Genomic DNA, 25,124 nt, shown 5'->3' with positions numbered 1-25,124 from the left:
TTTTATTTTATAATACTGTAAATCCCCCATCGATAACTAACTTAATACCTGTAACCCAACTACTTGCATTTGACAATAAATAAACACAACCATTGGCTACATCTTCGGGAACTCCATACCCTCCTAAAGGATATTTTTTCATATCTTCATTAATTGAAGCCTTAGACACACTGTCCTCAATAGATTTGACACCTTCAGTTACAATCATCCCTGGGGCAATTTCATTAACTCGAATTTTACTTTTAGCTAAATCTACACTTAAAGATTTAACAAGTCCAGAAATAGCTCCTTTACTCGATGAATAAAGAGTAAAGCCTTTAGCGCCAATACAACTACCATTTATAGAGCTTATAAAAACAATAGAACTACTATTTTTAATCTTTTTTAGCTTCAACAAATTAGTGGTTAATTTCAATGGTGCTTCATAGTTAATTGAAAAAATTCTAGAAATAGCCTCTTCTTTAATAAACTTGTAAGGAGACATCGAAATAAGACCTGCTGAATGAACTAAACCATCTATGTAATCAATTTCTTTAACCATTTTAATCATGGCCTCAAATTCTGTCAAATCAACTGCAAAGACTTTACAATTGTTATTACCCAGTTGATTTTTAAGTAAATTTAGATTTTTAATATTTCTACCTGTTATATATACATACCCTCCTTGATTTACTATACTAACAGCAATTTGTTTACCTATTCCTGAAGAAGCCCCAGTAACAAGAATCTTTTTACCAAATAGACTAAAAGGAGATTTAACGTTTGCCAATTTATTTAATTAATTTAATTACATCTTCGATAGTTTCCATATCCTTAACTTGATCACCAGTTACAGTTACATTATACTCTTCATCAAGCATTGCAATTAAAGAAAGTGCTGTTAATGAATCCCATTCATCTAGATCTCTAAATTTAGAACTCACTTCTAATTTAAAGTTAGGTTCTTCATCTAAAATATTTTTAAAATTTTCTATAAATTTTTTTTCCATAATATATTTTTATATGTTTTGTTGTTAATTTCTAATTTACTTTTTTTTATTTGAAACCCTTCATAACAAAAGGCAAATTACTAAGTACTAAAATATAAAAATAAACTCAATAATTTAATGAAATAATTAAAAACTAAATTAATTTTTAGAATTTGAATTCACTAACTATTATGATTTATAATTTGTCATTTTAGTTTTTCTTTTTCATCTTTTAAAATCTTCGGCAATACAGATAAGGCAACCGGTATTCTTTTTAATTGTTTTTTAGGTTCATTAACTGCTCTAAATACCCAAACTAGGTTCATTTTTTTTACCCAAGTAGGAATATTTTTTATTTCTCCAGAAAAATAGTTTATAGCTGCACCAACCCCTAATAAAACCCCTTTATTGATAAAAGGCAACAACTTACTCATAAAATACTCTTGTTTTGGCGCACCTAGTGAAACCCAGATATAATTTGGTTCAATAGTATTAATAGTGTCAGATATACTTATGTAATCAAATTCGTTTACAGCTTTAAAAGGCAACTCCAAATAACTAAGTTTATTTTTATCTCCACCTTCTAATTCTACTCTTTCAATTATCTTTTTGTAAACTCTAGGTGTGCTTCCTAAAATAACATGTTTACCTGGTTTGAAAATAAATTTCTCAAAAAATTCTGGACCAATATACTGTTTTAAATTTTCTTTATGAATTTTAGATGCTGACATAGCAATATAGCTTCCATCACAAGAATTTACAAATGCATTATTTAATACTTCCATAAAATCTTCATTCTTATATGCGTGAACCAAAGAATTCAAATCTATAAAGCAACAATACCCTTTTTTATTGTTTGCTGTCTGTTCAACTATTTCTTCTAATTTTTGATGATTAAACTCGAAATTTATATTGAAGTACTTTTTCATAATAATTTAAGATAAAAAATCCTTTATATCTCCCTTCTCAAATACTTGACACTTACCTTCAACTGTACAATCAAATATTCTTCTATTATCCTTTTCAAATTCTTTTCTCGCGATTCTATAAAAATACTCAGATGAAGTTAAGTCTGGTGTTTCCCATTTTGAACCTTTAGGAAAATAATTTGGGTGAAAATGATTTACATCCTCCTCCTCATCTCTTATTTCTAATTTATTTGGTGTATTACTTTGTTTTGTGCTAAAGTTATGATCCATTCCAATAATTAACACTTCTTTAAACCCCATAAAATATATTATTTGTAAAGCAGCATATGTAACAGTAGCTGCAGGATTTAAACTATCTATCGGATTTTTTCCAAATTTCTTACCAAAAAATCTTCTATAAATAAAGTTTGTATTGGTATTTTTTTTGTTGAAAAACTTTCTACTCTCCCAATTTAGAAATTTTGGCATATTTAAGTTTTCTATTTCTTTACAAAATTGAGAAAGAACTAAACTATTTATACTTACTAAGTAATCATTTTTAAATCCCATATCATCATAAGCCAGGTATATTCTATTTAAACCAAATGAAATTTCATCTTTCAAGAAAGATAAATTCATTTTTTTTAAACTAGGTCCATTAGCCACCAATATACATCTTTCCCCCTCATATTTATTTTTAAATGACCCCATTCTTTCCTTTCTCATATTTTTATTTAAACTCCATAAAAACCTATGAGGAATAGATTTAAATCTTCTTAATATAGCTTTATAAATCCTGTTAAGATTTATTTCGTTTAATCTAATTCTCATAAATATTATTTTTTTTATTATTAATATATACTGCCATTACTAAAAGGTAAAATGTTATAGGAAAATAATATGAACCAAACAGTACTTCAGTTGTTCCTGACAAAAGAAAAATTATTACAGAAATAATAAAGAGTTGAGTATTTTTTTCATTTTTCATTTTAAAAAGTTTATTTAAAAACTTTAATAAAAAGACATAAAACAGCAATAATGTAAAATATCCTTTATCTAAAATAATTTGTAAATATGTATTGTGAGACGATTTAACAGAAGAATCTTCAAAATTTACAAATAAAGATAAATAGTCTGAAGAAGTTGAATGAACTAAATTGCCATAATCGCCAGAACCAAAAAAAGTTTGCATATTTAAAGTTGAAATTACTTCAATTATTGATGCCCAAATTAATGTTCTAGAATTAGCAGTCATTATTTCTTCAGAATTCCTTGAAAACATTTCTAGATCTGATGTAAATGCTAAAAGAGGTAGAACTACCATTAATATCATTACAAAAGATGGTATTATAATAGCAATAATTTTAGTAACAAAAGAAAGTTTTACCTTGTTTAAACTAAAAAACAAAGATACTGAAAGAATTATTGATAGAATTGACATTCTATTATCTAAAAGGATTAAAGCTATAAATGTTGCCAAAATAGATAACCATTTAACTTTTTTCTTCTTAACCAAAAGTATAAATGGACTTAACATAGCTATAAAAATAGCTGAATGATTTGCAGACAGGGGACCAATAGAAAAAATTTGTTTATTAATTGTTATACCTGTTATTAATTTAAATATTAAATTTTCAATACTTGATTCATTTCTATTATAAACTAGAGAGACTAAAAGGTTTAAAATAATGAATACAATTATAGAATATGCCACTAATATAAAAGGATTAAAACCTTTTTTAATTGAAAACAAAATAAAATTAGAAAAATAAAAAAAACAAAATATCCAATTTAAAATATCTAACATCACAACCCGTATTGATGTATTTGGATTATTAGTTTTTAAGTAAGAAATTATTATTATAAAGAAAATAAAGAAAATAAGATTATTTCTTAAAATAAAGTTTAGTTGATTTTTATCTTTAATAAAAAAAACTAGAGAAAAAAAACCATACCCTAGAATTAAACCAAAATAAATAGGTTGAGGAATTTGCATATAACCTAAATTCAGCATGAAAATTGTTAAAAAAGCTAAAACAAACCTCATAACTGCTCTAACATATTCTTAAATTCCTCAGAGTCATCAAATAAGGAATTTCCAGAGTTATTTTCAATTGAATTAAATTCAACTGAATTAAGCTCTGAAAGGTTAACAATCGGTATTAAGTTCTTGTAATTATTAAACATTTTATGGAGAAACCTATTCTTTCTAACAATAACATTTTTATTAAATTGTAATGCCCTTCCAAAAAAACCAGAAGGTCTATCGTTAGAGTAGAAACAATAAACATTACCAACTACATCATAAAGATACATAAGCTCTTCATTAGAAACATATCTATTGATTAATAGACAGTTTGCATACTCTCTCAATATATCCATATCAGAGTCATCAATTTTACCTGCAATTATAAAGTTTTCTCTTGGTTTACTGGATAAATATTCTAATAATTCAAATTTAGACCTTTGCTTATCAAATCTCCCAGCAACCAGAATTGTTTTTTCATTAATTTGAAAAGTTGTTTTCCTTAACTCAATAGGCTTTACTTTAGCTAAATTTAATATTGCTAAGTCCCACAATTGAGGATCATAAATAAACGAGTTTACATATTTTTTTAATTTTTTTGATTGTTTATGACCTTTATGTATTGAAACTATGTTCGTTGATGATTTTTTTCTTATAAGATAAAAAAGAATCCTTTTTACCATAGATTTTATGTAGATTAATCTACGCCTATGAAAAATAAATTCCTTAAAAGTTCGTTCTTCTAAAAGATACTCAGTTCTAACACTAATTGCTAAGCCTTTACCACCCCATAATGATCTCAACATAATAATTGGAAAAAAAATCAAGTCTAAACTATCAATATCTAAAAAAACCACTTTTTTTTTGGATAATAATATGGCTATTTTTTTTTTCTTACTCTTTATATTTTTAATTGAAATGTATTTACTTAACAATAAAAAGTAATCATCGTGATGACAAATCCTATTAGCTGAAAAACAATAAGCTACTTTATTATTCATTCAAAAAATCTCTTAATTGCATTCTTCTATATATCTCTAATTTCCCCCCACTAGTACAATTTACTATTTCTCTATCATTAGCTTCATAATATTCTTTTGCCATTTTATAATGCATCTCTGAACCTAATAAGTCAGGTAGCTGCCATTTTGCACCATCACTAAAATATTTTGAAGAAAAATGGTTTGGATCTACTTTGCCAGAAGTTACTGTCATATTGGAAGAACCTTTAGTTGCAAAATTATGATCACATCCAACAAGTGCCACTTTTTCAAAACCAAGATGATAAGCTATTTGGAGAGCGACATACGTAACTGTATAACCCTGACAAACTGACCCAGTGACGTCTGCTGCAAACTTTAGTTGAAATGGTAAAGAGTGAATAAAATTAACATTCTTTCTTTTTTTAATTTTACCTTTAGCAGAGCTGTCTAATATAGTTAATATATTAGTATTGTTAAAAAACAATTGATTTTGCTCAATAACCAACTTATTAACTGACACAATTAAATCTGGCCTATAATCAGTACTATCAAATAAAAGATTAATTTTATTAAGACCTATTGTAAAAACATTACTTTTTTTAAGTTCATCAAAATCTACATGATTCAAACTAGGTCCATTGCATAATAAAACTAATTTCTTTCCTTTATATTTATCTTTTAAAGCACTTAGTTCTTTTTTACTTTGTCTGGCTTCTTTTGTTAAATCCCACTTTAACTTGTTCTTTATAAAACCTAAAGACATCCTATAGATATCTAGTTTTTGAGGTAATTTTATTTGTTTAAGGTAATTCATAATTATTTTAATAAAAATATTAAGTTAATAGATGCAAGTATAATGATATAAAGTATTATTTTGTAGTGAAACCTTAATATATTGTAAGAAAACTCCTTAAAAGTGGTCTTTATTGCAGTAAAAGTATAATAACAGACATTACCCGTTAACATAGCTATTGGTATGCTGTACATTCCGTATTCTTTTATAGACAATAGGATTACTGTAATAAAAATTACTCCATAAATTAGATTAGCCTTATGCCAAACTACTTTATTTGATAATGAATGTAACTGAAAATGCATTGCTCCTAATCTCTCAAAAATTAAATTTAATGATAGCAAGAACCATAATAAATAGTCTAAGTGTTTTACTTTACTTCTTATCAATTCTAATGAAAAATCTCCAAATAATAGTATTAACAAACAACAAATTACAGCTAATAAAATTGAAGTATTTATATTAACTTTTACTATTTTTAATAAATTTTCATTTGTATTTGAATGATATTGCTGATTGAAATAAGGTATCTTAGCATAGAAAGGAGCCCTAGAAAATTCACTAATTATAGAAATAAACCTAAAACAAATAAGATATATAACCAAATCATCTTCAACTAAAAAATCAATTAATAAAAATGAACTAAACTGATTTAATCCATATGAAGATAAGGTTCCAATTCCACTTTTAATGGCTGGCATAAAAACATGATTAATAAAACTTTTTTTTGGTATTTTAATTAAGTTAATATTTTCATTATAACTGTATATATTATGACTTTTTAAAATTCTTTTCTGAAGAAAATATGTATTTGCAACTCCAACAAGAACCCAAACCTGATTGTTGATTACTAAATAATAAAAATTTGATGTTGTTATTAAAATTAATATACTAGAAATTATTTGTAAATAAATTATAAACCCCTCCCATCTTCTTAAAAGGGCTACTTTATTTACACCAGTGATAAAAGAAATATACCTTCTGCTGTAAACCTTTATAAATAAAACAAATAAAATTAAGCTCAAAAGAATATATCCAGATTCAGAATTATCTAATCTTTCAATAGGTTCATCCAAAAATAATATAGATATAAGGGTTATAATAGAAATAAAAACTATTGCTATTATAAAAAAAATCTTACCCATTTCTTTTTTTAGAGTAACAATTAAATCCCAATTAGGTTTTTTTAAATTATTTTGCTCTAACTTGTTTAAACCAATACTATCAATATTATCTAAGCCTACCATTGAATAGGAAATAATTCTAGAAAAAGTATTTCCAAAACCTAAATCAGCTAGTATCTGGAAACCAAACAATATATTAAAAAGATACCAAAGAGAAATTTCACTTTTTGAAAAACTCGATAAAATCAAAGGTAAGACAACCAAAATACTTAAAGATTTAGCTGAAAAGCTAAACCAAGTCATAAAAGTTGGAGAATCATATAACCTTTTAAAGTAACTCATTATTTTAATCAATCAAATCAAATAAATTTTGAACAGCCTTTGTTCCTTGCCTTACTACACTCTGATAAGTTCTTGAACCAACATGAGGGGTAATAATAACATTATCCAAACCTTTTAACTTCTCTTCTTCCTCCATTGGTTCCTGAGCTAATACATCTGTTAGATAACCTCTTATTTTACCATCAGTCAAACCACTAATTACATCATCTACATCTATTAACATACCCCTAGATGTATTCACAATTATTGGTTTTTTCTTAAGTTTATAATTTATCACCTCGGCATTAATAATTTTTTCAGTTTGTGGTGTGTGAGGAATATGTAAACTAATAATATCTGCATTTATATATATATCAATAATATTCTCTGTAAATTTCATTTTAGGATTAGAAGCAATAAATTCATCGTTTTTATACAAATCAAAACCTATCACTTCCATTCCTAGTGCTATAGATTTTTTAACTAACTCCTTACCAACAGATCCTAAACCTATAATACCAATGGTACGTCCTTGTATTTCATTACCAACCCAACGTTTCCAACTACCTGCTTTTGTAGAATTGTATTGCAAATGTACGTTCTTCTCAAAAGTAAATAATAAAGCTAAAACGTGTTCTGAGACCGATACTTGATTTACTCCAGGAACATTACGTACTGGAATAGCTAATTTTTCAGCTGCTTTTAGGTCAATACGATCTAAACCAACTCCGTATTTTGATAAGAATTTTAATTTACCTGCTTTCCCTTTTGTTAAGACAGCCTCTGTATACTCATCATCCCCACAAATAACAGCATCATAATCTTGAATAACTGCCATTAGTTCATCTTCCATTATAGGCCCTCTTAAAGTGTCTATCTCATAACCTCTACTATGTAATAAATCGTGATGTGCACCTGGTGTGTCTTGAAATGAAGTGGATGTTAATAATATTTTCATAATATTTAGTTCTTTTTTAATTCTTTTTTAATTTTTAATATACTATCTATTGGCATATAATATCTTTTCTTACCTGAAATAAAAATATCCCAAGGATATAAAGATTCTCTGTTATTCTTAGCATTATATTTTAATAAACTCTTTTGAATTTCATAATTGGAACTCGCTATTGAAAACAATTGACTTTTATTTAAACTGTCTGCGATAGCATATATGCTATCTAAATCTTTTACATTTATATACTTCTCATCCAATTCAGCTATACCTCCGTCAAAAACCTTATAAATTGGGTTCCATTTTCCATTATAATTATTTGTTAAAAATCTTACTTTATGATATTTTTTTTTTACTTCAGCTTTCCATCGTTCTAAAAATAGCACGACAGACTCTTCTTGATGTTCTTCATATTTTGAAATAAAACCCCTAAGATGCTTAGACTTTTTAGCGTACTTTATTTGTTCTTTTGACAACATTAGTTTAATAGAGTCTAAGTTTTTTTCAAAAACTGAAAAAGTTTTATACTTTTTATTAAAAGAAAGTTTACAATGTTTACAAAAACATCCAATCTTTTTATCTAATTTTAAACGAGCATTAAAAAGTGCGTCATCGACAAACAAGGCGTAAGGTTTTAGAGAGCACAAATATAACGCTTTCGCTAAAAACACTTTATTGAATTTAGGATTATTTACACAACCCCAATGTGGGTTTTTTATTTTCCACTTTTTCATCCATGGCGCTTTATATAGATCACCAGTAAATTCTATAATTCTAAAAGGGCGTGTCGTATAACCTAAAGAGTCCGGGGTTTGAGGATTTAAAGCTAAGCTATATGGCAATTTATAATGTTGATATAATTTAAGCACCTTTTTAGAACTATAATAAATCCAATCTATTCGTTTAGGATTCAACTTAGCAATTGTATTTATAGTGCTATGCGGGTCTTTGCTATTTCTTGGATGAAAAAAACGTGAGGAAAGTACATAATTATTTTTAATTATTTTTTTTGATTTTTTTATATTGGAAGCATTAATATTTTTAGTATAACTTTTACACCCGTATGGAACAGAAAGGAGTATCAGCAGAATAAAAATAAATTTCAAGAAAAAATCATCCATTCATTTTGTTTAACAACGCATGCATACCAGTCATATCTTTAAGAGCATATCCCTTATAATCTTTAAAGAGGTTAGCAGCCAAATCTGTTTCCCTTAAAATAAAATCAATATTATTTTCTGTTGCAGCATTATAGTCCGCCAAAGCATCTCCTATAAAGACACATTCATCTGGCTTTATGTTTTCCGTTTTTAATATATATTTTACCCAAAATCCTTTTTTTTGAGGAGAACCAAAAGCTTCTTTAAAGTAATGATTCATTCCTCTCTTTGTTAAAATAGGTTTAATCTCAACAGTTGGGGTTCCTGTAATAATAAATTTGATGTACTCAGATGAAGAATCTAAGAATTCTTTTGCTCCTTTTACTTCTTCAGCATTTACTACACCATCTACCACTAGATTACTAAATATATTTGCTAAGTCATCAATTTTTTGAGTGGTTATTTCTTCTCCTAACCAATGACCGTTAAAAATTTTAAATTTTTCATACCTTGATACTCCTCCATTGGCAACATGAAAATCTACAACTCTTTGCGCAAATTCTTCTCCATATGACATATACATTTCCCTAAACGCCTCTGTTTTAATGTCTACTGATTCAGCTAAAACTCCATCAAAGTCAAAAAGTAAATATTTTTTTTTCATATTTTTTTTTATTTAGAAATGTACCATTTTAAATTTTTATGTTGATAAGCTATAACACTAATAGGATATTTATTTGATGAATTGCTATAAATTTCTTTAATAATTTCATCTTTGCCTTCACCAGATACTAAAACAATAATTTCCTTTGCATTGAAAAGTAAAGGATAACTAAAAGTTATTCTTGAAGTATTTAATTGAGGCACTTTGTTTAAGAAAACAATTTTGTTTTTTTCATTTAACCCTTTAGTTTCTGGAAACAAAGACGCTGTATGACCATCAGTTCCCATACCTAAAAAAATTAAATCAAATATTGGAAACCCATTTTTCGTAATTTCAACTTTTTCTTTTATTAAATTTTCATAAGCTATTGAACATTCTTCATAAGTTTTATTTTCTTTTACAACAGAAAAGGAATTAGCTTTAATTTTACTAAAAAAAACTTTATTAATGTTTCCAAAATTACTTTCTCTTTCATTAATTGGGACACACCTTTCATCTACCAAAAAAAAATTAAATTGACTCCAATTTAAATCATATTTTGCTAATTCTTTTAAAATTGGAATGGGAGTAGTCCCTCCAGATAATGCAATATTAACCTTTTGTTTGCTAGAAATTATTAATTGAAATTTTTCAACAATTAACTTAATCGTACTTTCAACAAATGTTTCTGCATTAAAGTAATGTAAATTCTTTTCTACCATTTTTTATGATATACGGCTCTTATACATTCTAATAACCCTTGCCCCATATCTATATGAGGGTTGGCAACTAATTTACGACTTAAAGATGGTGAAAAAGAATAAGGTGTAAATTTATAATGGTTTTTAGAATAGGAGTTGTTACTGTAATTAATTTCTAAGTTATTATTTAAAATTTCATTTATCATATCAAACAATTCAGAGCGCTTCATTCTTTCTGTACCAGTTAAAACAGCATGTGTATTATTAAATTCGTTAGATTCTATAACATCTACAGACAATTTAGCAGCGTCACCTGCATGAATATATTCTCTAATTTCGTTTCCATCTCCACTATGATTGATAACGCCATCATAGACAGCTTTCTTTACAAGATTATAGATATAATTATTATCGTATGATTTTTCTGAATAAACTGATCCATATCTTAAAATTACGAAATTTAGATCATATTTTTGATTGTATTCTTCAATAATTTTTTCCGAAGCCAATTTACTAATTCCATAAAATGAACCTTTATTGCTCATTGCATAAGCACTACTGGCATAAATAAATTTGTCGATTTTGTACTTTACACATAAATCTAGAATATACATATTACTAATGATGTTAAGCTGCATTGTCTTTAGGGGTTCTTTAATAGCAAAGTCTAAGTTTGCAAAACCTGCAAGATTGTATACAATATCAAACTTATTACTATCAAAAACCTCTACTACATTATCTTTCGAAGAAATATCACAGTAAAGGTATGTTACATCATTTTTCAATTCTATATTGTCTTTAATATCAGCAACAGTGACTTGAAAATCTCTTGATAAAAGCTCTTTAACTAAATAATACCCTAAAAAACCAAAACCTCCAAAAACTAAAACCTTTTTCATAATTGATTTTTATAATTTCTCTTTCAGTTTTTTCATTTCTTCTCTTGCTTTATCTCCTAAAAAGAAAAAATCTAAACTAAAAGCCAAAAAAGAATACCCTTTACTTATTTTTTCTAACGTTTTTTCATAACCAGAATCAATTACATGAAAACCTAGAGGTTTATTTAACTTCTTTGTAATTTCATCCACTCTTTCTAAAGCTTCTTTTACTTCCTTTCTATCATATTCACCTGGATAACCCATAGAAGCAGACAAATCATAAGGTCCTACAATAATTCCGTCAATTCCATTTACAGAAAATATTTCTTCTAAATTATTAACCGAATCAATATGCTCAATTTGTGCAATTACAACCACTTCATCCTTTACCCACTCTTGATATGTATCAAATGCAGTGCCATATTTCTGAGCTCTATTTAAACCTACTCCTCTTTTACCCAATGGGGGATATTTTACAAAATTTACTGCTTGTTCTGCCTCTTCTTTATTACGTATCATAGGCACAATAACACCATCAGCCCCAGCATCCAAAACCCTTTTTATAGGGACTTCTTCATTTTTGGAAACTCTTACTAACGCCTGCATGTTATTTCCTTGTATATGACCTATTAGGTTCATGATTGTTTCAATACTAATTGGTGAATGCTCCATATCTATGGTAAGCCATTCAAAACCCGCTGTACTTAATATTTCTATCACTGCCTGATGAGGGATCGTTAACCAAGAACCTATTGAAACCTCTTTATCTTGTAATTTTCGTTTAAGAGGACTATGTTTATGAGAAAAGTTTTTCATCTATTTTTATTACGATTTTTTTTAATTTATCTATTTTACTATTAACTGCAAATTGGGGATTATGAATATCTTCAGGAAAAAAAACTGCCATATATCCAGGTATTAAAGTTATCTGTGAAACTGCATTATGAGTGGGTATGTAAAACTGGCAGTCTGTTTTTTCATCATACATTTGACTAATTTTCACATCTTTATTATTAAAGATTTTAATCCCCTCTTTACCTGATAAAAGTATTTGAACATCAACTTCTTTTCTATGAGATTCTGTAATGTTAGATACTAGCTTTGTTTCATACGACATTACTTTAAAATAAAAATCTTTATGGTTTTTGTAAACTCCATTTGGAGTTTCAAATGTGTAACTTTTTAACTGATTAAAAACCTCATCAAAAATTTCTCCTTTAAAATAAAGTGCTCTATTGTCTATTTTGTCAAATATCATCGTAATAATTTGTGTAATGCTTCAGCTATAATAAAATCTTCAGGTTCATCTATGTCTGTAGATTCTATCTTATCTACTTCGAACATATAAGGTAAAGTTCCAATTCTACTATCATTATTCATAAATGAATGTTTAGTGAATATGTAAAAACAGGAATTTTCTTCATAAATAGGATCTAAATGCTGTGTCACCAGCATTTTAGGGTCGTGATTCATAGGAGTAGCATCTTGATTATAAAATCTTTTTTGTGTTTTAGAAACTGAAAAGACAGATGCATTCTCATCAATTTCTAAAAGCTCCATCATTTTTTCAATAGCTGCATCTAAAGTTTCTGTCTTTAGTAAAGGGTTTGTACTATGTGTTTGAATATAAATATCAGCTTTTACAGCATGTATATCATGCTCAATTATTTTATTCATTGACACATAATTTCCTCTAATTGCCTGATTACGATCAATTATTGTCACTTTATTATCAAAGCAAGTTAAAATGTCCTTTTTTAACTTCTCCCCATCAGTGTTTACAACAACCTCATTGATATATTTAGACTTGAACAAGGTTTCCATCACTATATGGTATAATGGTTTTCCATTAAAACTTTTCAAATTTTTATGTGGTACTCGCTCTGATGTTCCTTTCATCGGCATCAATGCTACTATTTTCATTGTATTTTTATTTTAATGAATAAAATTTATATTAAAAAAAATTAGTTTTCAATTACTCTACTTGTTTTAAAATTTGATGACCAGCTTTCAATAAGTCAACATCTTTTTTCATTAACTTCACATCGCTTTCCATCATATCTTTTACTAAATCTACTAAATCATATTCAGGAACCCAACCTAACTTTTCTTTTGCTTTTGTAGGATCTCCTAATAATAAATCAACTTCTGTTGGACGAAAGTAAGAAGGATCTATAGATAAAATTTCTTTACCTATTTTAACTTGAAACTCTTTATTGTTACAAGCTTTAACAAATGCCTTCTCTTCAACACCTTTCCCTTTGAATTCTAATTCAATTCCAACTTCACTAAAAGCCATACGAACAAAATCACGAACTGTAGTAGTTACTCCTGTTGCGATTACCCAATCTTCTGCTTTGTCAGCTTGTAAAATCATCCACATCATACGAACATAATCCTTCGCATGTCCCCAGTCACGTTTAGCCTCTAAATTTCCTAAATAAATTTTATCTTGTAAGCCTAATGCAATTTTTGCTACCGCTCTAGTAATTTTCCTGGTCACAAATGTCTCACCTCTTCTTGGTGACTCGTGATTGAATAAGAGACCATTACAGGCAAACATCTCATATGCTTCACGGTAGTTTTTAGTAATCCAAAACCCATATATTTTAGCTACCCCATATGGTGAACGAGGATATAATGGAGAATTTTCATCATAAAAACCCCTTTCATTTTTATTTTCAGGCAAACCCCCAAACAACTCTGAAGTAGAAGCTTGATAGATTCTAGTTTTATTTGCAAGACCTAAAAGCCTAACTGCTTCTAATATCCTTAGCGTACCTAATCCATCAACATTACCTACGTATTCTGGCATATCAAAAGAAACCTTAACATGTGACATTGCGCCTAAATTATAAATTTCGTCTGGTTGACATTCTTGAATAATACGCGTTAAATTCATAGAGTCTGTTAAATCTCCATAATGTAATTTTAATCTTTGATTAGGATTGTGAGGGTCTTGATACAAATGGTCAATTCTATCAGTATTGAATAGAGATGATCTTCTCTTAATTCCATGAACCATATATCCTTTTTCTAATAGCAATTCTGCTAAATAAGAACCATCCTGTCCTGTAATTCCCGTAATTAATGCTACTTTCATATTTAGTTTAATTAACTTCTAATTTTACTTCTTTTATATTTTTAATATTTTCCAAAAACCATGAATAGGTTTTTTCTATTCCTTCTTGTAATTCAGTTGAATATTCCCAACCCATATTCTTCATTTTTGAGACATCCATCAATTTTCTTGGTGTACCATCTGGTTTTTCGGAGTCCCAAACAATATTTCCTTTATGACCTATAACTTTTTGAATGGTCTGTGCCAATTCTTTGATAGTAATGTCTTTTCCTGTACCAACGTTGTATAAATACTCTGGCAATTCATTTTCTAAAGCATAAACCACCGCTTCTGCTAGATCATCTACAAATAAAAACTCACGCATTGGAGTTCCACTACCCCACAATTCGACAGGCTCATTGTTCTTTAGTTTTGCTTCATGAAATTTACGAATCATAGCTGGCAAAACATGTGATGTCTGTAAATCAAAATTATCAAAATAGCCGTACAAATTTGTAGGCATTAGGCTAACATAATCTTTATTAAATTGTTTTCTAATCGCTTGACAAGTTTTTACTCCTGTTATCTTAGCAATGGCATACCATTCGTTAGTTGGCTCTAAAGTATCTGTTAATAAATATTCCTCTTTTAATGGTTGAGGAGCTAGTTTAGGATAAATGCACGAGCTTCCTAAAAAAATAAATTTTTCTATTCCAGCTTTTAGTGCACCATCTATTAAATTATTTTGAATTTGCATGTTCTCCATCAAAAATTGATATGGAAAATCATTATTAGCTAAAATACCACCAACTCTTGCAGCTGCGTCAATAACAACATCTGGATTTTCATTTTTATAAAAATTAACAACTTCTTGTTGATTTCTTAAATCCAATTCTTTACTGGTCTTACCTATTAAATTGGTGCAACCCTTATCCTCTAAAGCTCTCCATACTGCAGAGCCCACCATACCTCTGTGTCCTGCAATATAAATTTTTAAATCTTTCTTCATTATAAATTATTTTCCTATTTGATAATATTCAAAGCTCTTAGCTTCTAAATTAAAAGCATTGTATTGATTTCTTCCATCAAAAATAATTGGAGAAACTAATTGCGATTTAATCTCCTCAAAATCTGGAGATCGGAATTCTTTCCATTCTGTTAATAAAATCAATGCATCAGCATCTTTTAAAACCTCATATTTAGTTTCAAAATATGATATATTTTCTACATCTTTTAAATAACATTCTTTAGCTTCTTCTATTGCTTTTGGATCATAGGCTTTTACCTTAGCCCCTCTTTTGGTCAATTCTTTGACAATGTATATTGCAGGAGCTTCTCGCATGTCATCAGTTCCTGGCTTAAAGGCTAAACCCCATAAAGCAAAAGTAAAACCAGACAAATCTTCTCCAAAGCGTTTGACAATTTTTTGCGCGATTACTAATTTTTGGGAATCATTTACATCTTCAACAGATGTAATTAAATTTGCTTTATAACCATATTCTTCTGCAATTTTCTTTAATGCTTTTATATCTTTTGGAAGACAAGAACCTCCATAACCAGCTCCAGGATAAATAAAACTATATCCAATTCTTTTATCAGAACCAATCCCTATTCTTACTTGATTTGCATCTGCACCAACCCTTTCACAAATGTTAGCAATTTCATTCATAAAAGAGATCTTAGTTGCTAACATTGCGTTTGCAGCATATTTTGTCATTTCTGCTGAACGAATATCCATCGTTATAAAACGATCATGTGTTCTAAAAAAAGGCGAATACAATTGTTTCATTAAATCAAAAGCATATTCAGAGTCCGCCCCTATTACAACTCTATCTGGTTTCATAAAATCATCTATAGCTACTCCTTCTTTTAAAAATTCTGGATTAGAGACAACATGAAATTTTGCATCAACGTTTCTATTGTTTAATTTTTGTTGAATAGTATCCCTTACTTTATCCGCTGTTCCAATAGGAACTGTAGATTTATCAACAACGACTAATTCTTTACTCATTGATTCTCCTATTGAACTCGCAACAGCTAAAACGTATTGTAAATCTGCAGTACCATCACCTCCCATTGGAGTACCCACAGCGATAAAAACTATTTTAGCATTTAAAATTGCATCTGAAAGTTTTGTTGTAAAAAATAAATTTTTGTTTTTTACATTTTTTAACACCATGGATTCTAAACCTGGTTCAAAAATCGGAATAATACCTTTGTTTAACTTTTCAATTTTAACAGGATCGATATCTACACATGTCACATGGTTTCCCATTTCAGCAAAACATGTACCTGAAACTAAACCTACATAGCCTGAGCCAATGACAGCTATATTCATAAATATCTAATTACTTTTTTACATTTTCTTTTTCTTGCACTTCTTTTCGTAAACCACTGCTCGAAAAACGATGTTCTCTTTTATTGTAAAATAACTTCACCCCACTTTCTTCACAGTATTTTCTACCTGTAAAATCTTTATTTCTATATTCTTCACCAACGATTCTAACATCAATTTTAAAAGATCGTAACACGTCTTCTAGATCTTGTTCTGTTGCGTAAGGGACAACTTCATCTACGTACTTACAGCCTTTTAATTGAATGTATCTTTCTACAACCGATTGAATGGGTCTGTTTTTTTCTGGACGATCCAAGGTAGGGTCTGTCTGCAAACCGCAAATTAAGTAATCGCATTGCTGTTTTGCATCTTCTAACATCTTTACATGTCCTGCATGAAACAAGTCAAAAGCACTAAAAGTAATTCCTATTTTCATTTCTCTAGATTTTTTTCAACAACCAAGAAGAAGATTGCACTTTATCGCCTAAACCATCGATGAGTTCAATTCCTAATTCTTTACAAACAGGCACCTCTGGAATAGAATTGTTATCCTGATCGCCACCATTTGCAAATCCAATTTGATACTCTTTGCTAAAATCAGCATGTATTTTTCGAATAGATGCACAAACAGTTCTGTCTTTATCTATAGAAATAAATGCTTTGTCTACAGCTTTAATGTTCTGTACAATAAACAATCGTTCATTTTCATCTTGAAACTCTTTAGACCCTTTTAACTTTCTTTGTAAATCACTATTCACAATTACAAAAAGCTTGTCTGCCATTGCTTTTGCGTTGTTAAAATACTCTAAATGTCCTTTGTGAATTGGGTTGAAATACCCGGAAACAATAATTGCTTTTTCCATGGGAGATGTTTTCTTTTCTTTCATTAATTTATGCAAATATAGCGTAATTTATGAAATAGAAAAGGATGTCCACTTAATTTTAAGGAAAGGATTACTTATGTGTTTTTTTATTTTGATGCTATGTTATAATTCAGAAGAGGTTTTTGTATTCTTTTGAGAGAGAGGAACCTGAAATAGAGAAGTCTCATCCATATCATCTACAGCTACAGATTGCTTCATGTTGTTCGCAATGACCAAAATTAGTTTAAATGTCATTTCGACTGTAGCGAAAGCGAAATGGAGAAATCTCGTCCAAATAAATAGATTGCTTCATGTTGTTCATAAGGACGTGAAATGAAGAAATCTCTTTGTAACAGACTTATTATTCCAGCAAAAGAAAGCATACCTAAAAAAAAGCGCACTAATGTTAACTTAAATTAGTTCTCGATACAATCCCGGTGAAAAATCGGAATCATTCGAACTGACAGCATTTACTAAAGACTATTTTACGTTGTTCGTAATGACGTGAAATGGAGAAATCTCCTAAAAAAGCCTTCTAAATATTAGCGTTTACAAAAGGGTGTTGTTCTCCTAAATTTGTTAAAATCTGATTTCTAATTTCATGAACAATACCTACCGAAGTTTCAGCATCGTCTAAACCAAAGCCATTTCCTTCTAATATGCCTTTGTAGCTTTCTGTATGTAAATCTGTAAAACCACTACTAAATTCTAATTGGTCATTGTCTATGGTAATAGAACGAAATGTTCGTTGCTTCTTTTCTTTTACTTCTTTAGGTAAGTCATTACTATCAATTGATAAAAACCAACGCACTCTAGCATTTTCAAATTCTAAATAACCTGCAGCTCTGTCTTTTTCTCTAAGATGTACAAAACTTTGTTGCACATCCCCAAAAATCCAGGATAACATATCGTAAAAATGCACACCAATATTTGTGGCCACACCACCTGATTTACTCTGATCTCCTTTCCAAGAAATATCATACCACCTACCTCTTGAGGTGATATAAGTTAAATCTATTTCGTATTTTGTTTTTTTTGACTTTAATTCTGATTCTACTTTGTTTTTAAGCGCAATAATACTTGGATGCAACCGTAACTGAAGTATGGTATTGATGCTATTCCCAGATTCTTTTTCGATGCTTTTTAGCGCGTCTAAATTCCAAGGATTTAAAACTAGAGGCTTTTCACAAATTGCATCTGCCCCTCTTCTTAATGCCATTCTAATATGCGCATCATGCAAATAGTTTGGTGTACAAATACTCACATAATCTAAATGAATCTGATTCCTTTTTAATTTTTCGATATGCCTATCAAATCGCTCAAATTCTACAAAAAAGTCTGCGTTTGGAAAATAAGAATCCATAACCCCAACACTATCAAATTTATCTAAGGCAACTATCAAGTCATTTCCTGTTTCTTTGATGGCCTTTAAATGTCTTGGCGCAATGTAACCTGCAGCGCCTATTAATGCAAATTTCTTCATTTTATTAAAGTGTTTTATCTACAATTTTAGAATCCAAAAAATTCTTAACATCATACAAGACAGATTTATTTTTCTTTAAGTCTGAATAATTTAAAAATTGAAATTCTTTATGCGCAACAGCTAAAACAATTCCATCAAATTTTTTATTTGGTAATTGATTTACAGATTCTAAATTATATTCTGCTTTAACTTCAACTGGATTTGCATGTGGATCATAAATCGTTAAGTTTGCCCCATATTCTTTCAATTCATTGACCACATCAACAGCTTTGGTATTTCTAACATCTGGACAATTCTCTTTGAATGTAATTCCTAAAATTAGAATTTCTGCACCCTTTACTTCTACATCATTTTGAATCATCAATTTTGCAACTTCTGACGCAACGTATTTCCCCATTCCGTCATTTACTCTTCTACCTGCTAAAATTATTTCTGGATGATAATCATACTCTTGTGCTTTTTGAGCTAAATAATAAGGATCTACCCCAATACAATGTCCGCCTACCAAACCTGGTTTAAACGGAAGAAAATTCCATTTAGTCCCAGCAGCTTTTAAAACATCACTGGTATTGATATCCATCAAACCAAATATCTTAGCCAATTCATTTACAAAAGCTATATTGATATCTCTTTGTGAATTTTCTATGACTTTTGCTGCTTCAGCTACTTTAATCGTAGGCGCTAAATGGGTACCTGCTGTAATTACAGAAGCATAAACTGCATCCACTTTTTTACTGATTTCTAAAGTTGAACCTGATGTTATTTTTAAAATTTTTTCTACGGTATGTTTTTTATCTCCAGGGTTGATTCTTTCGGGTGAATATCCCACAAAAAAATCAGAATTAAATTTTAAACCCGATTTTTCTTCTAAAACCGGCACACAATCTTCTTCTGTTGCTCCAGGATACACTGTAGATTCGTAAACTACAATATCTTCTTTTTTTAATACTGCTCCAACTGTTTCACTAGCCTTAATTAAGGGAATTAACACAGGCCTGTTGTTTTTATCTACTGGCGTAGGCACAGTAACAACATAAAAATTACAGTCTTTTAAAGCTGTTATTTCTGACGAAAAAAACAACCCTAAATTGCTTGGACTCTCTTCTACTATAACATCTTTTAAAACAGACTCTTCAACCTCTAGAGTTTTATCTTGACCCTTTTTCAACTCGTTAATTCGGGTTTCATTTACATCAAATCCAACAACTGGATATTTAGTCGCAAACAACCTCGCCAATGGCAAGCCAACATACCCCAAACCTATGATAGCAATCTTCACATTTTCCAAATTAGGAATTGAGGATTTAAAATTAAAAACATCTTCTTTGTTCATGTAACTATATTACTTAAGAGATTAGGAATTGGGGATTAGGATATGCTGTAAGCAAACCCTAAAAACCTCAACTTGCAACCACTACACTTTTATTCGTTTATTTATTTTTTGAATCAATGCTGTTAGCATTTTAGAAATACTTAATAACTCTTTTTTTAACTTACTTTTATCTGATAATACATACCCAAGGTTTTCTGAGATAATGAACTGGGTTTCTACTTCTGCAGCTGAAGCTCTTGCAATATATAAAAAACGTACAAATTCTTTATCTATTTTTCTTGCAGCTCCTTCTGCAATATTAGAAGGTATTGAAATTGAAGCTCTTCTTAATTGACTTGTCAATCCATACATTTCATGATTCGGAAACTCAATTGTTAATTTATAAACTTGAGTCACAAAATCAATTGCTCTCTGCCAAACCAATAAATCTTTATGTGTGTTCATCCCTATTCCTTATTACCTAATTCCTATTTCCTATTCCCTAACCACCATTACCTATTTCATAATCACCATTACCTAACCCTAATCACTATTCACTATTCACTCCAACACCTACAAATTTCTCCAATACCATTCTATAGACTCTATAAGTCCATCTTTTAAAGAATGTGAAGGGCTATAATTTATCATTTTTTTTGCCTTAGAAACATCCGCATGAGAGTGTGGTATATCACCAGATCGATTGGGGCCATTCAAAAAGTTTATTTCTCCTATTTTTGGATTGTAACTTGATAGTAGTTCTTTTAAAATAACACTTAATTCTGATAAGGAATTTCGATCTCCGTAAGCTACATTATACACTTGATTGACAGCTGATTTTTTAGCTAATAAAGAAAGTATGTTTGCTTGAACAACATTATCAATATAGGTAAAGTCACGAGAATTTGTTCCATCTCCGTTAATAGTAGGCGCTTCTAATTTTATCAATTTACCGATAAACTTGGGAATCACTGCTGCATAAGCGCCATTTGGATCTTGTTTTTTTCCAAAAACATTAAAATAGCGCAGCCCTATCAACTCCATATCATACGTTTTTGCAAACACATCTGCATAAAGTTCATTTACATATTTTGTAACTGCATACGGAGAAAGAGGTTTTCCAATAACCTCTTCTACCTTTGGTAATGATTTTGAATCTCCGTAGGTAGAGGAACTGGCTGCATATACAAATCGCTTGACATTATTATCTCTTGCTGCTATCAACATATTTAAAAAACCAGAAATATTGACTTCATTTGAAGTAATTGGATCTTTTATAGAACGAGGAACTGATCCTAAAGCCGCTTGATGTAAGATAAAATCTACATCTGTAGTTGCCTTTTTGCAGTCGGATAAATTTCTTATATCACCCTCTATTAGCGTAAAGTTTGGATGCTCTAAAAATGTTGAAATATTTTCTTTTTTTCCGGTTGAAAAATTATCAAGACATACTACAAAAGCATGATTATCTAGTAAAGCCTCACATAAGTTTGAACCTATAAACCCAGCACCACCTGTGACAAGAATTTTTTTACTCGATAAATTTACATTCATTAATAAGATGCTTTTAGCCTATTTTAAAGAGTAACAAATGTAGCAAAAAAGAATTATTTTACTTCTTAAATACAAAGTATCTGTATAAAAAAACCTCCACTTATTAAATGAAGGTTTTGTTGTGGGCGCAGCCTGTTCCGAATTAACTTCGGAAAAGGGATTCGAACCCCTGACCACTCCCGATGTGAAATCGGGATGCTCTAAACCTTGTTTTGAGCTATTAATTTTATAATCATTTGCTTACTTTTCCAGTTCTTAATTTGTCTTTCTCTTTTTTCTGCTTCAATATTACTTTCAAATTTTTCTGAGTACACTATTTCCCAATCTTTTGTTCTCGAAGTATATCCTTTATGATTTGACAAATGTTTTTGTAATCTTGCTTCTAAATTAGAAGTAAAGCTAATATAAAACTTATCAAGCTTAGCTGAATGTAAAATATAGAGATAAAACATTTTTTGTAAAAGTAAAAAAAACCTCACTTTAGAAGTGAAGGTTTTGTGGTGGGCGCAGCCTGTTCCGAATTAACTTCGGAAAAGGGATTCGAACCCCTGACCACTCCCGATGTGAAATCGGGATGCTCTAAACCTTGTTTTGAGCTATTAATTTTATAATCATTTGCTTACTTTTCCAGTTTTTAATTTGTTTTTCTCTTTTTTCTGCTTCAATCTTAGTTTCAAATTTTTCTGAGTACACTATTTCCCAATCTTTTGTTCTCGAAGTATATCCTTTATGATTTGACAAGTGTTTTTGTAATCTTGCTTCTAAATTAGAAGTAGAACCAATATAAAACTTATCGAGCTTAGCTGAATGTAAAATATAGAGATAAAACATTTTTTGTAAAAGTAAAAAAACCCTCACTTTAGAAGTGAAGGTTTTGTGGTGGGCGCGAAGGGATTCGAACCCCTGACCCCTTGGGTGTAAACCAAGTGCTCTGAACCAACTGAGCTACGCGCCCCTGCGTGATTGCGGATGCAAATATATAACAGATTTTAATTCTACCAAAACAAAAAATGAATTTATTTTAAATAATTTCTGCAACCATAAAAGTACTACCACCTACATAAATCACATCTCCTTGATTTACATTTGATAAGGCATTTGTATACGCTCTTTTTACAGAGGAATATTTTTTTCCGATTAAATTAAATAGACCTGCTTTTTCTTGTAAAGTTTCCTCAGAAAGCCCTCTTGGAATGTTAGGCTTACAAAAATAATAATTGGCGTTCTTTGGAAAAAGAGGTAAGATTTTATCTAAATCTTTATCAGAAACTACTCCTAAAACAATATGCAAAGTAGTGTAGTTTTCTTTTTTTAACTGATTTAAAACAATGCTTAACCCTTCTTTATTATGTGCCGTATCACAAATTACTTTTGGATTTTCTTGTAATATCTGCCACCTTCCTTTTAGGTTTGTGTTTTTTACGACATTTAATAGTCCTTGTTGAATATGCTTATCAGAAACTTTAAATCTATGTAAATGCTTAATGACTACAACTGCTGTTTTGCTATTTTTTTGTTGATAATCTCCTAGTAAATCTGTTTCGTAATTTTCAATTGTATCTGACGCATAAAATAATTCAGAAAAAGTTTCTTGACTTTTTTTAGAAAAAACTTTTTGAACCTCAGGCTGTCTTTCACCAATTACAACTGTTATGTTTTCTTTTATAATTCCTGCTTTTTCATAAGCTATTTCCGGAAGCGTATTACCCAACATTTCTGTATGGTCTAATCCGATATTGGTAATCACAGAAAGTTCTGGAGTGATGATATTTGTAGAATCTAATCGTCCACCCAAACCAACTTCAATGACAGCGATATCCACTTTTTCTGAAGCAAAATAATCAAAAGCTAATCCTACAGTCATTTCAAAAAAAGACAATTTTTGTTGTTCTAAAAAATCTTTATGCTTTATAATAAAAGAGGTGACTTTGCTTTTCGGAATTTCATCTCCGTTAATTCGAATTCGCTCTGTAAAGTTTTTTAAATGCGGAGAAGTATACAAGCCAACTTTGTAACCAGCCTCTTGTAATATTGACGCTAACATATGACTTGTAGATCCTTTGCCATTGGTACCTCCAACATGGATGGATTTAAACTTTTTTTCAGGAAAACCCAATTCCTTAGACAATGCAATAGTGTTAGTCAAATCTTTTTTAAACGCAACTTTACCTTGTCTTTGATACATTGGTAATTGCGCAAACATCCAATCTAATGTTTCTTTATACGTCATAAAATTAATTGAGAGACCTATCGACTAAGCTCAAGGTGACATTTAGCCACAAAAATAAGGATTATTTAGAGAGAGAGAACTTATAAATGATGGTTCCTGTTTGTTTTGCTGGTGCATTTTCATCTACATTCCATCTAGTTTTTAAAGCTGCTGCTTTTGCAGGTTTAAACAAACAAGGGGCCGAATTTGTTGTCCCTTTTTCTCCTGGACGAGCATAAATTACTTTTCCAGATTTATCTACTTGAATTCTTACCACAACAATACCTTCTTCTTGACAATCTGGTTGTTCTTTAGGCTTCGACAAGGCTTTTCTTCCTGCAAGATTATAATTTCCTCCAGAACCACTACCAGTATTTCCATAATATTTGTTAGAGTTTGTATCTCCTTTTTCTTTTCCTTTTACTCCTGATTTTTTATCATCACCCTCTCCTTTTGGCTTTCCATCTGAAGAATTTCCATTTAATAAATTATTCAAAGCGTTTTGATTTTCTTTAGATGGTTTTGGCTTTGGCTTTTCTTTAGGCTTCTCTTTTTTAATCTCTTTTTCTACTGGCTTCTTAATTTCTTTTTTCTTTTCAACAACTGGAACATCTTTAGAAGAATCATCTGCAATCATTTTTTCTTTAATGATTTCTTTTGGAGTTTCTTTCACCTCTTTTTCAACAACCTCTTGCTTTTCAATAACTTTTGGCGTTGACACTTTTTTTGTTCTTTGAACAGGCTCACCATTACCAATATTTGAATTCCCAAAATTAATTGCCAAACCATATTCTTCTGGAGGATCTAAATATTGCATACCGTAATTTAAAACTCCAAAGATGAGTAACATCAGAATTATTACTGTAATTACAGCTGATTTACGTTTGTGTTTTGTATTTAAGAATTCCAT

Annotated in this window: 30 protein-coding genes and 1 tRNA gene; all 31 read right to left on the bottom strand. The window is 29.6% G+C overall.

Translation table 11 applies throughout. The annotated features are described in order from the left end of the window. Positions 1-7: 7 nt before the first annotated feature. On the bottom strand, positions 8-769 hold the full coding sequence (locus tag FP421_RS10440) for an SDR family NAD(P)-dependent oxidoreductase (RefSeq protein ID WP_159950360.1): 762 nt from the start codon (positions 767-769) through the stop codon (positions 8-10). A gap of 1 nt (position 770) precedes the next feature. Beyond that, entirely contained in the window at positions 771-989 is a 219-nt protein-coding gene (locus FP421_RS10435; RefSeq protein WP_159950358.1) for an acyl carrier protein, read from the bottom strand. 185 nt (positions 990-1,174) lie between these two features. Continuing rightward, positions 1,175-1,897: a WecB/TagA/CpsF family glycosyltransferase gene (locus FP421_RS10430; protein ID WP_159950356.1), complete on the bottom strand. Its 723-nt coding sequence runs from the start codon at positions 1,895-1,897 to the stop codon at positions 1,175-1,177. 6 nt (positions 1,898-1,903) lie between these two features. Then, complete coding sequence (locus FP421_RS10425) at positions 1,904-2,707, bottom strand: 6-hydroxymethylpterin diphosphokinase MptE-like protein (RefSeq protein ID WP_159950354.1); 804 nt, start codon at positions 2,705-2,707, stop codon at positions 1,904-1,906. After that, positions 2,697-3,356: an O-antigen ligase family protein gene (locus tag FP421_RS10420; RefSeq protein WP_159950352.1), complete on the bottom strand. Its 660-nt coding sequence runs from the start codon at positions 3,354-3,356 to the stop codon at positions 2,697-2,699. The genes FP421_RS10425 and FP421_RS10420 overlap by 11 nt, the downstream gene beginning before the upstream one ends. A 563-nt stretch (positions 3,357-3,919) precedes the next feature. Beyond that, positions 3,920-4,903 carry a hypothetical protein gene (locus tag FP421_RS10415; RefSeq protein ID WP_159950350.1) on the bottom strand — a complete coding sequence of 328 codons (984 nt, stop codon included), beginning with the start codon at positions 4,901-4,903 and terminating at the stop codon, positions 3,920-3,922. Beyond that, complete coding sequence (locus FP421_RS10410) at positions 4,896-5,699, bottom strand: 6-hydroxymethylpterin diphosphokinase MptE-like protein (protein ID WP_159950347.1); 804 nt, start codon at positions 5,697-5,699, stop codon at positions 4,896-4,898. Before FP421_RS10410 ends, FP421_RS10415 begins: the two co-directional genes overlap by 8 nt. A 2-nt stretch (positions 5,700-5,701) precedes the next feature. Next, positions 5,702-7,144, bottom strand: coding sequence for a polysaccharide biosynthesis protein (locus FP421_RS10405; RefSeq protein ID WP_159950345.1), 1,443 nt, complete (start codon positions 7,142-7,144; stop codon positions 5,702-5,704). A 4-nt stretch (positions 7,145-7,148) separates the two neighbouring features. After that, entirely contained in the window at positions 7,149-8,081 is a 933-nt protein-coding gene (locus FP421_RS10400) for an NAD(P)-dependent oxidoreductase (RefSeq protein ID WP_159950343.1), read from the bottom strand. A 5-nt stretch (positions 8,082-8,086) separates the two neighbouring features. Beyond that, a complete protein-coding gene (locus FP421_RS10395) occupies positions 8,087-9,196 on the bottom strand; it encodes a hypothetical protein (RefSeq protein ID WP_159950340.1) in 1,110 nt (369 codons plus the stop codon). Beyond that, positions 9,189-9,839, bottom strand: a complete 651-nt coding sequence (locus tag FP421_RS10390) for an HAD family hydrolase (RefSeq protein WP_159950337.1) — start codon at positions 9,837-9,839, stop codon at positions 9,189-9,191. The genes FP421_RS10395 and FP421_RS10390 overlap by 8 nt, the downstream gene beginning before the upstream one ends. Before the next feature lie 8 nt (positions 9,840-9,847). Further along, complete coding sequence (gene pgl / locus FP421_RS10385) at positions 9,848-10,540, bottom strand: 6-phosphogluconolactonase (protein WP_159950335.1); 693 nt, start codon at positions 10,538-10,540, stop codon at positions 9,848-9,850. Further along, positions 10,534-11,418: an NAD-dependent epimerase/dehydratase family protein gene (locus FP421_RS10380; RefSeq protein WP_159950333.1), complete on the bottom strand. Its 885-nt coding sequence runs from the start codon at positions 11,416-11,418 to the stop codon at positions 10,534-10,536. The genes pgl and FP421_RS10380 overlap by 7 nt, the downstream gene beginning before the upstream one ends. A gap of 9 nt (positions 11,419-11,427) precedes the next feature. Further along, on the bottom strand, positions 11,428-12,213 hold the full coding sequence (locus FP421_RS10375; protein WP_159950330.1) for an HpcH/HpaI aldolase family protein: 786 nt from the start codon (positions 12,211-12,213) through the stop codon (positions 11,428-11,430). Next, the gene (locus FP421_RS10370; protein WP_159950327.1) at positions 12,194-12,655 is read right to left on the bottom strand and encodes a YhcH/YjgK/YiaL family protein; all 462 of its coding nucleotides are present in this window, start codon (positions 12,653-12,655) and stop codon (positions 12,194-12,196) included. The genes FP421_RS10375 and FP421_RS10370 overlap by 20 nt, the downstream gene beginning before the upstream one ends. Continuing rightward, the gene (locus FP421_RS10365) at positions 12,652-13,320 is read right to left on the bottom strand and encodes an acylneuraminate cytidylyltransferase family protein (protein WP_159950325.1); all 669 of its coding nucleotides are present in this window, start codon (positions 13,318-13,320) and stop codon (positions 12,652-12,654) included. Before FP421_RS10365 ends, FP421_RS10370 begins: the two co-directional genes overlap by 4 nt. Positions 13,321-13,372: 52 nt before the next feature. Then, entirely contained in the window at positions 13,373-14,500 is a 1,128-nt protein-coding gene (gmd, locus tag FP421_RS10360; protein ID WP_159950323.1) for a GDP-mannose 4,6-dehydratase, read from the bottom strand. A gap of 7 nt (positions 14,501-14,507) precedes the next feature. Then, the gene (locus tag FP421_RS10355) at positions 14,508-15,467 is read right to left on the bottom strand and encodes a GDP-L-fucose synthase family protein (protein ID WP_201288832.1); all 960 of its coding nucleotides are present in this window, start codon (positions 15,465-15,467) and stop codon (positions 14,508-14,510) included. 6 nt (positions 15,468-15,473) lie between these two features. Then, positions 15,474-16,796: a UDP-glucose dehydrogenase family protein gene (locus FP421_RS10350; RefSeq protein ID WP_159950320.1), complete on the bottom strand. Its 1,323-nt coding sequence runs from the start codon at positions 16,794-16,796 to the stop codon at positions 15,474-15,476. A gap of 10 nt (positions 16,797-16,806) precedes the next feature. Next, the gene (locus tag FP421_RS10345) at positions 16,807-17,229 is read right to left on the bottom strand and encodes an adenylyltransferase/cytidyltransferase family protein (protein ID WP_159950317.1); all 423 of its coding nucleotides are present in this window, start codon (positions 17,227-17,229) and stop codon (positions 16,807-16,809) included. Between the two features lie 4 nt (positions 17,230-17,233). Continuing rightward, positions 17,234-17,680: an adenylyltransferase/cytidyltransferase family protein gene (locus FP421_RS10340; RefSeq protein WP_236548098.1), complete on the bottom strand. Its 447-nt coding sequence runs from the start codon at positions 17,678-17,680 to the stop codon at positions 17,234-17,236. A gap of 99 nt (positions 17,681-17,779) precedes the next feature. Further along, complete coding sequence (locus tag FP421_RS15270; protein WP_262885956.1) at positions 17,780-17,911, bottom strand: hypothetical protein; 132 nt, start codon at positions 17,909-17,911, stop codon at positions 17,780-17,782. A gap of 280 nt (positions 17,912-18,191) precedes the next feature. Beyond that, positions 18,192-19,139 (bottom strand): Gfo/Idh/MocA family protein, encoded by a 948-nt coding sequence (locus FP421_RS10335; RefSeq protein WP_159950315.1) that lies wholly within the window; start codon positions 19,137-19,139, stop codon positions 18,192-18,194. 4 nt (positions 19,140-19,143) lie between these two features. Then, entirely contained in the window at positions 19,144-20,427 is a 1,284-nt protein-coding gene (locus FP421_RS10330; RefSeq protein WP_159951090.1) for a nucleotide sugar dehydrogenase, read from the bottom strand. Between the two features lie 126 nt (positions 20,428-20,553). Next, on the bottom strand, positions 20,554-20,916 hold the full coding sequence (locus FP421_RS10325) for a four helix bundle protein (protein WP_159950313.1): 363 nt from the start codon (positions 20,914-20,916) through the stop codon (positions 20,554-20,556). Positions 20,917-21,024: 108 nt separating this feature from the next. Then, positions 21,025-22,005: an SDR family oxidoreductase gene (locus tag FP421_RS10320; RefSeq protein ID WP_159950311.1), complete on the bottom strand. Its 981-nt coding sequence runs from the start codon at positions 22,003-22,005 to the stop codon at positions 21,025-21,027. A 200-nt stretch (positions 22,006-22,205) separates the two neighbouring features. Beyond that, entirely contained in the window at positions 22,206-22,457 is a 252-nt protein-coding gene (locus tag FP421_RS10315) for a GIY-YIG nuclease family protein (protein WP_159950309.1), read from the bottom strand. Between the two features lie 127 nt (positions 22,458-22,584). Continuing rightward, positions 22,585-22,836, bottom strand: coding sequence for a GIY-YIG nuclease family protein (locus tag FP421_RS10310; RefSeq protein WP_159950307.1), 252 nt, complete (start codon positions 22,834-22,836; stop codon positions 22,585-22,587). Between the two features lie 46 nt (positions 22,837-22,882). Next, positions 22,883-22,960 (bottom strand) — tRNA-Val (locus tag FP421_RS10305). Between the two features lie 66 nt (positions 22,961-23,026). After that, positions 23,027-24,235: a bifunctional folylpolyglutamate synthase/dihydrofolate synthase gene (locus FP421_RS10300; protein WP_159950304.1), complete on the bottom strand. Its 1,209-nt coding sequence runs from the start codon at positions 24,233-24,235 to the stop codon at positions 23,027-23,029. Between the two features lie 61 nt (positions 24,236-24,296). Continuing rightward, positions 24,297-25,124, bottom strand: a complete 828-nt coding sequence (locus tag FP421_RS10295; RefSeq protein WP_159950302.1) for an energy transducer TonB — start codon at positions 25,122-25,124, stop codon at positions 24,297-24,299.

The sequence above is a fragment of the Polaribacter septentrionalilitoris genome, assembly GCF_009832745.1.
GTDB classification, from domain to species: Bacteria; Bacteroidota; Bacteroidia; order Flavobacteriales; family Flavobacteriaceae; genus Polaribacter; species Polaribacter septentrionalilitoris.
Note: the sequence above shows the minus strand (reverse complement) of the source record. Positions and strands in the feature narration are given on the sequence as shown.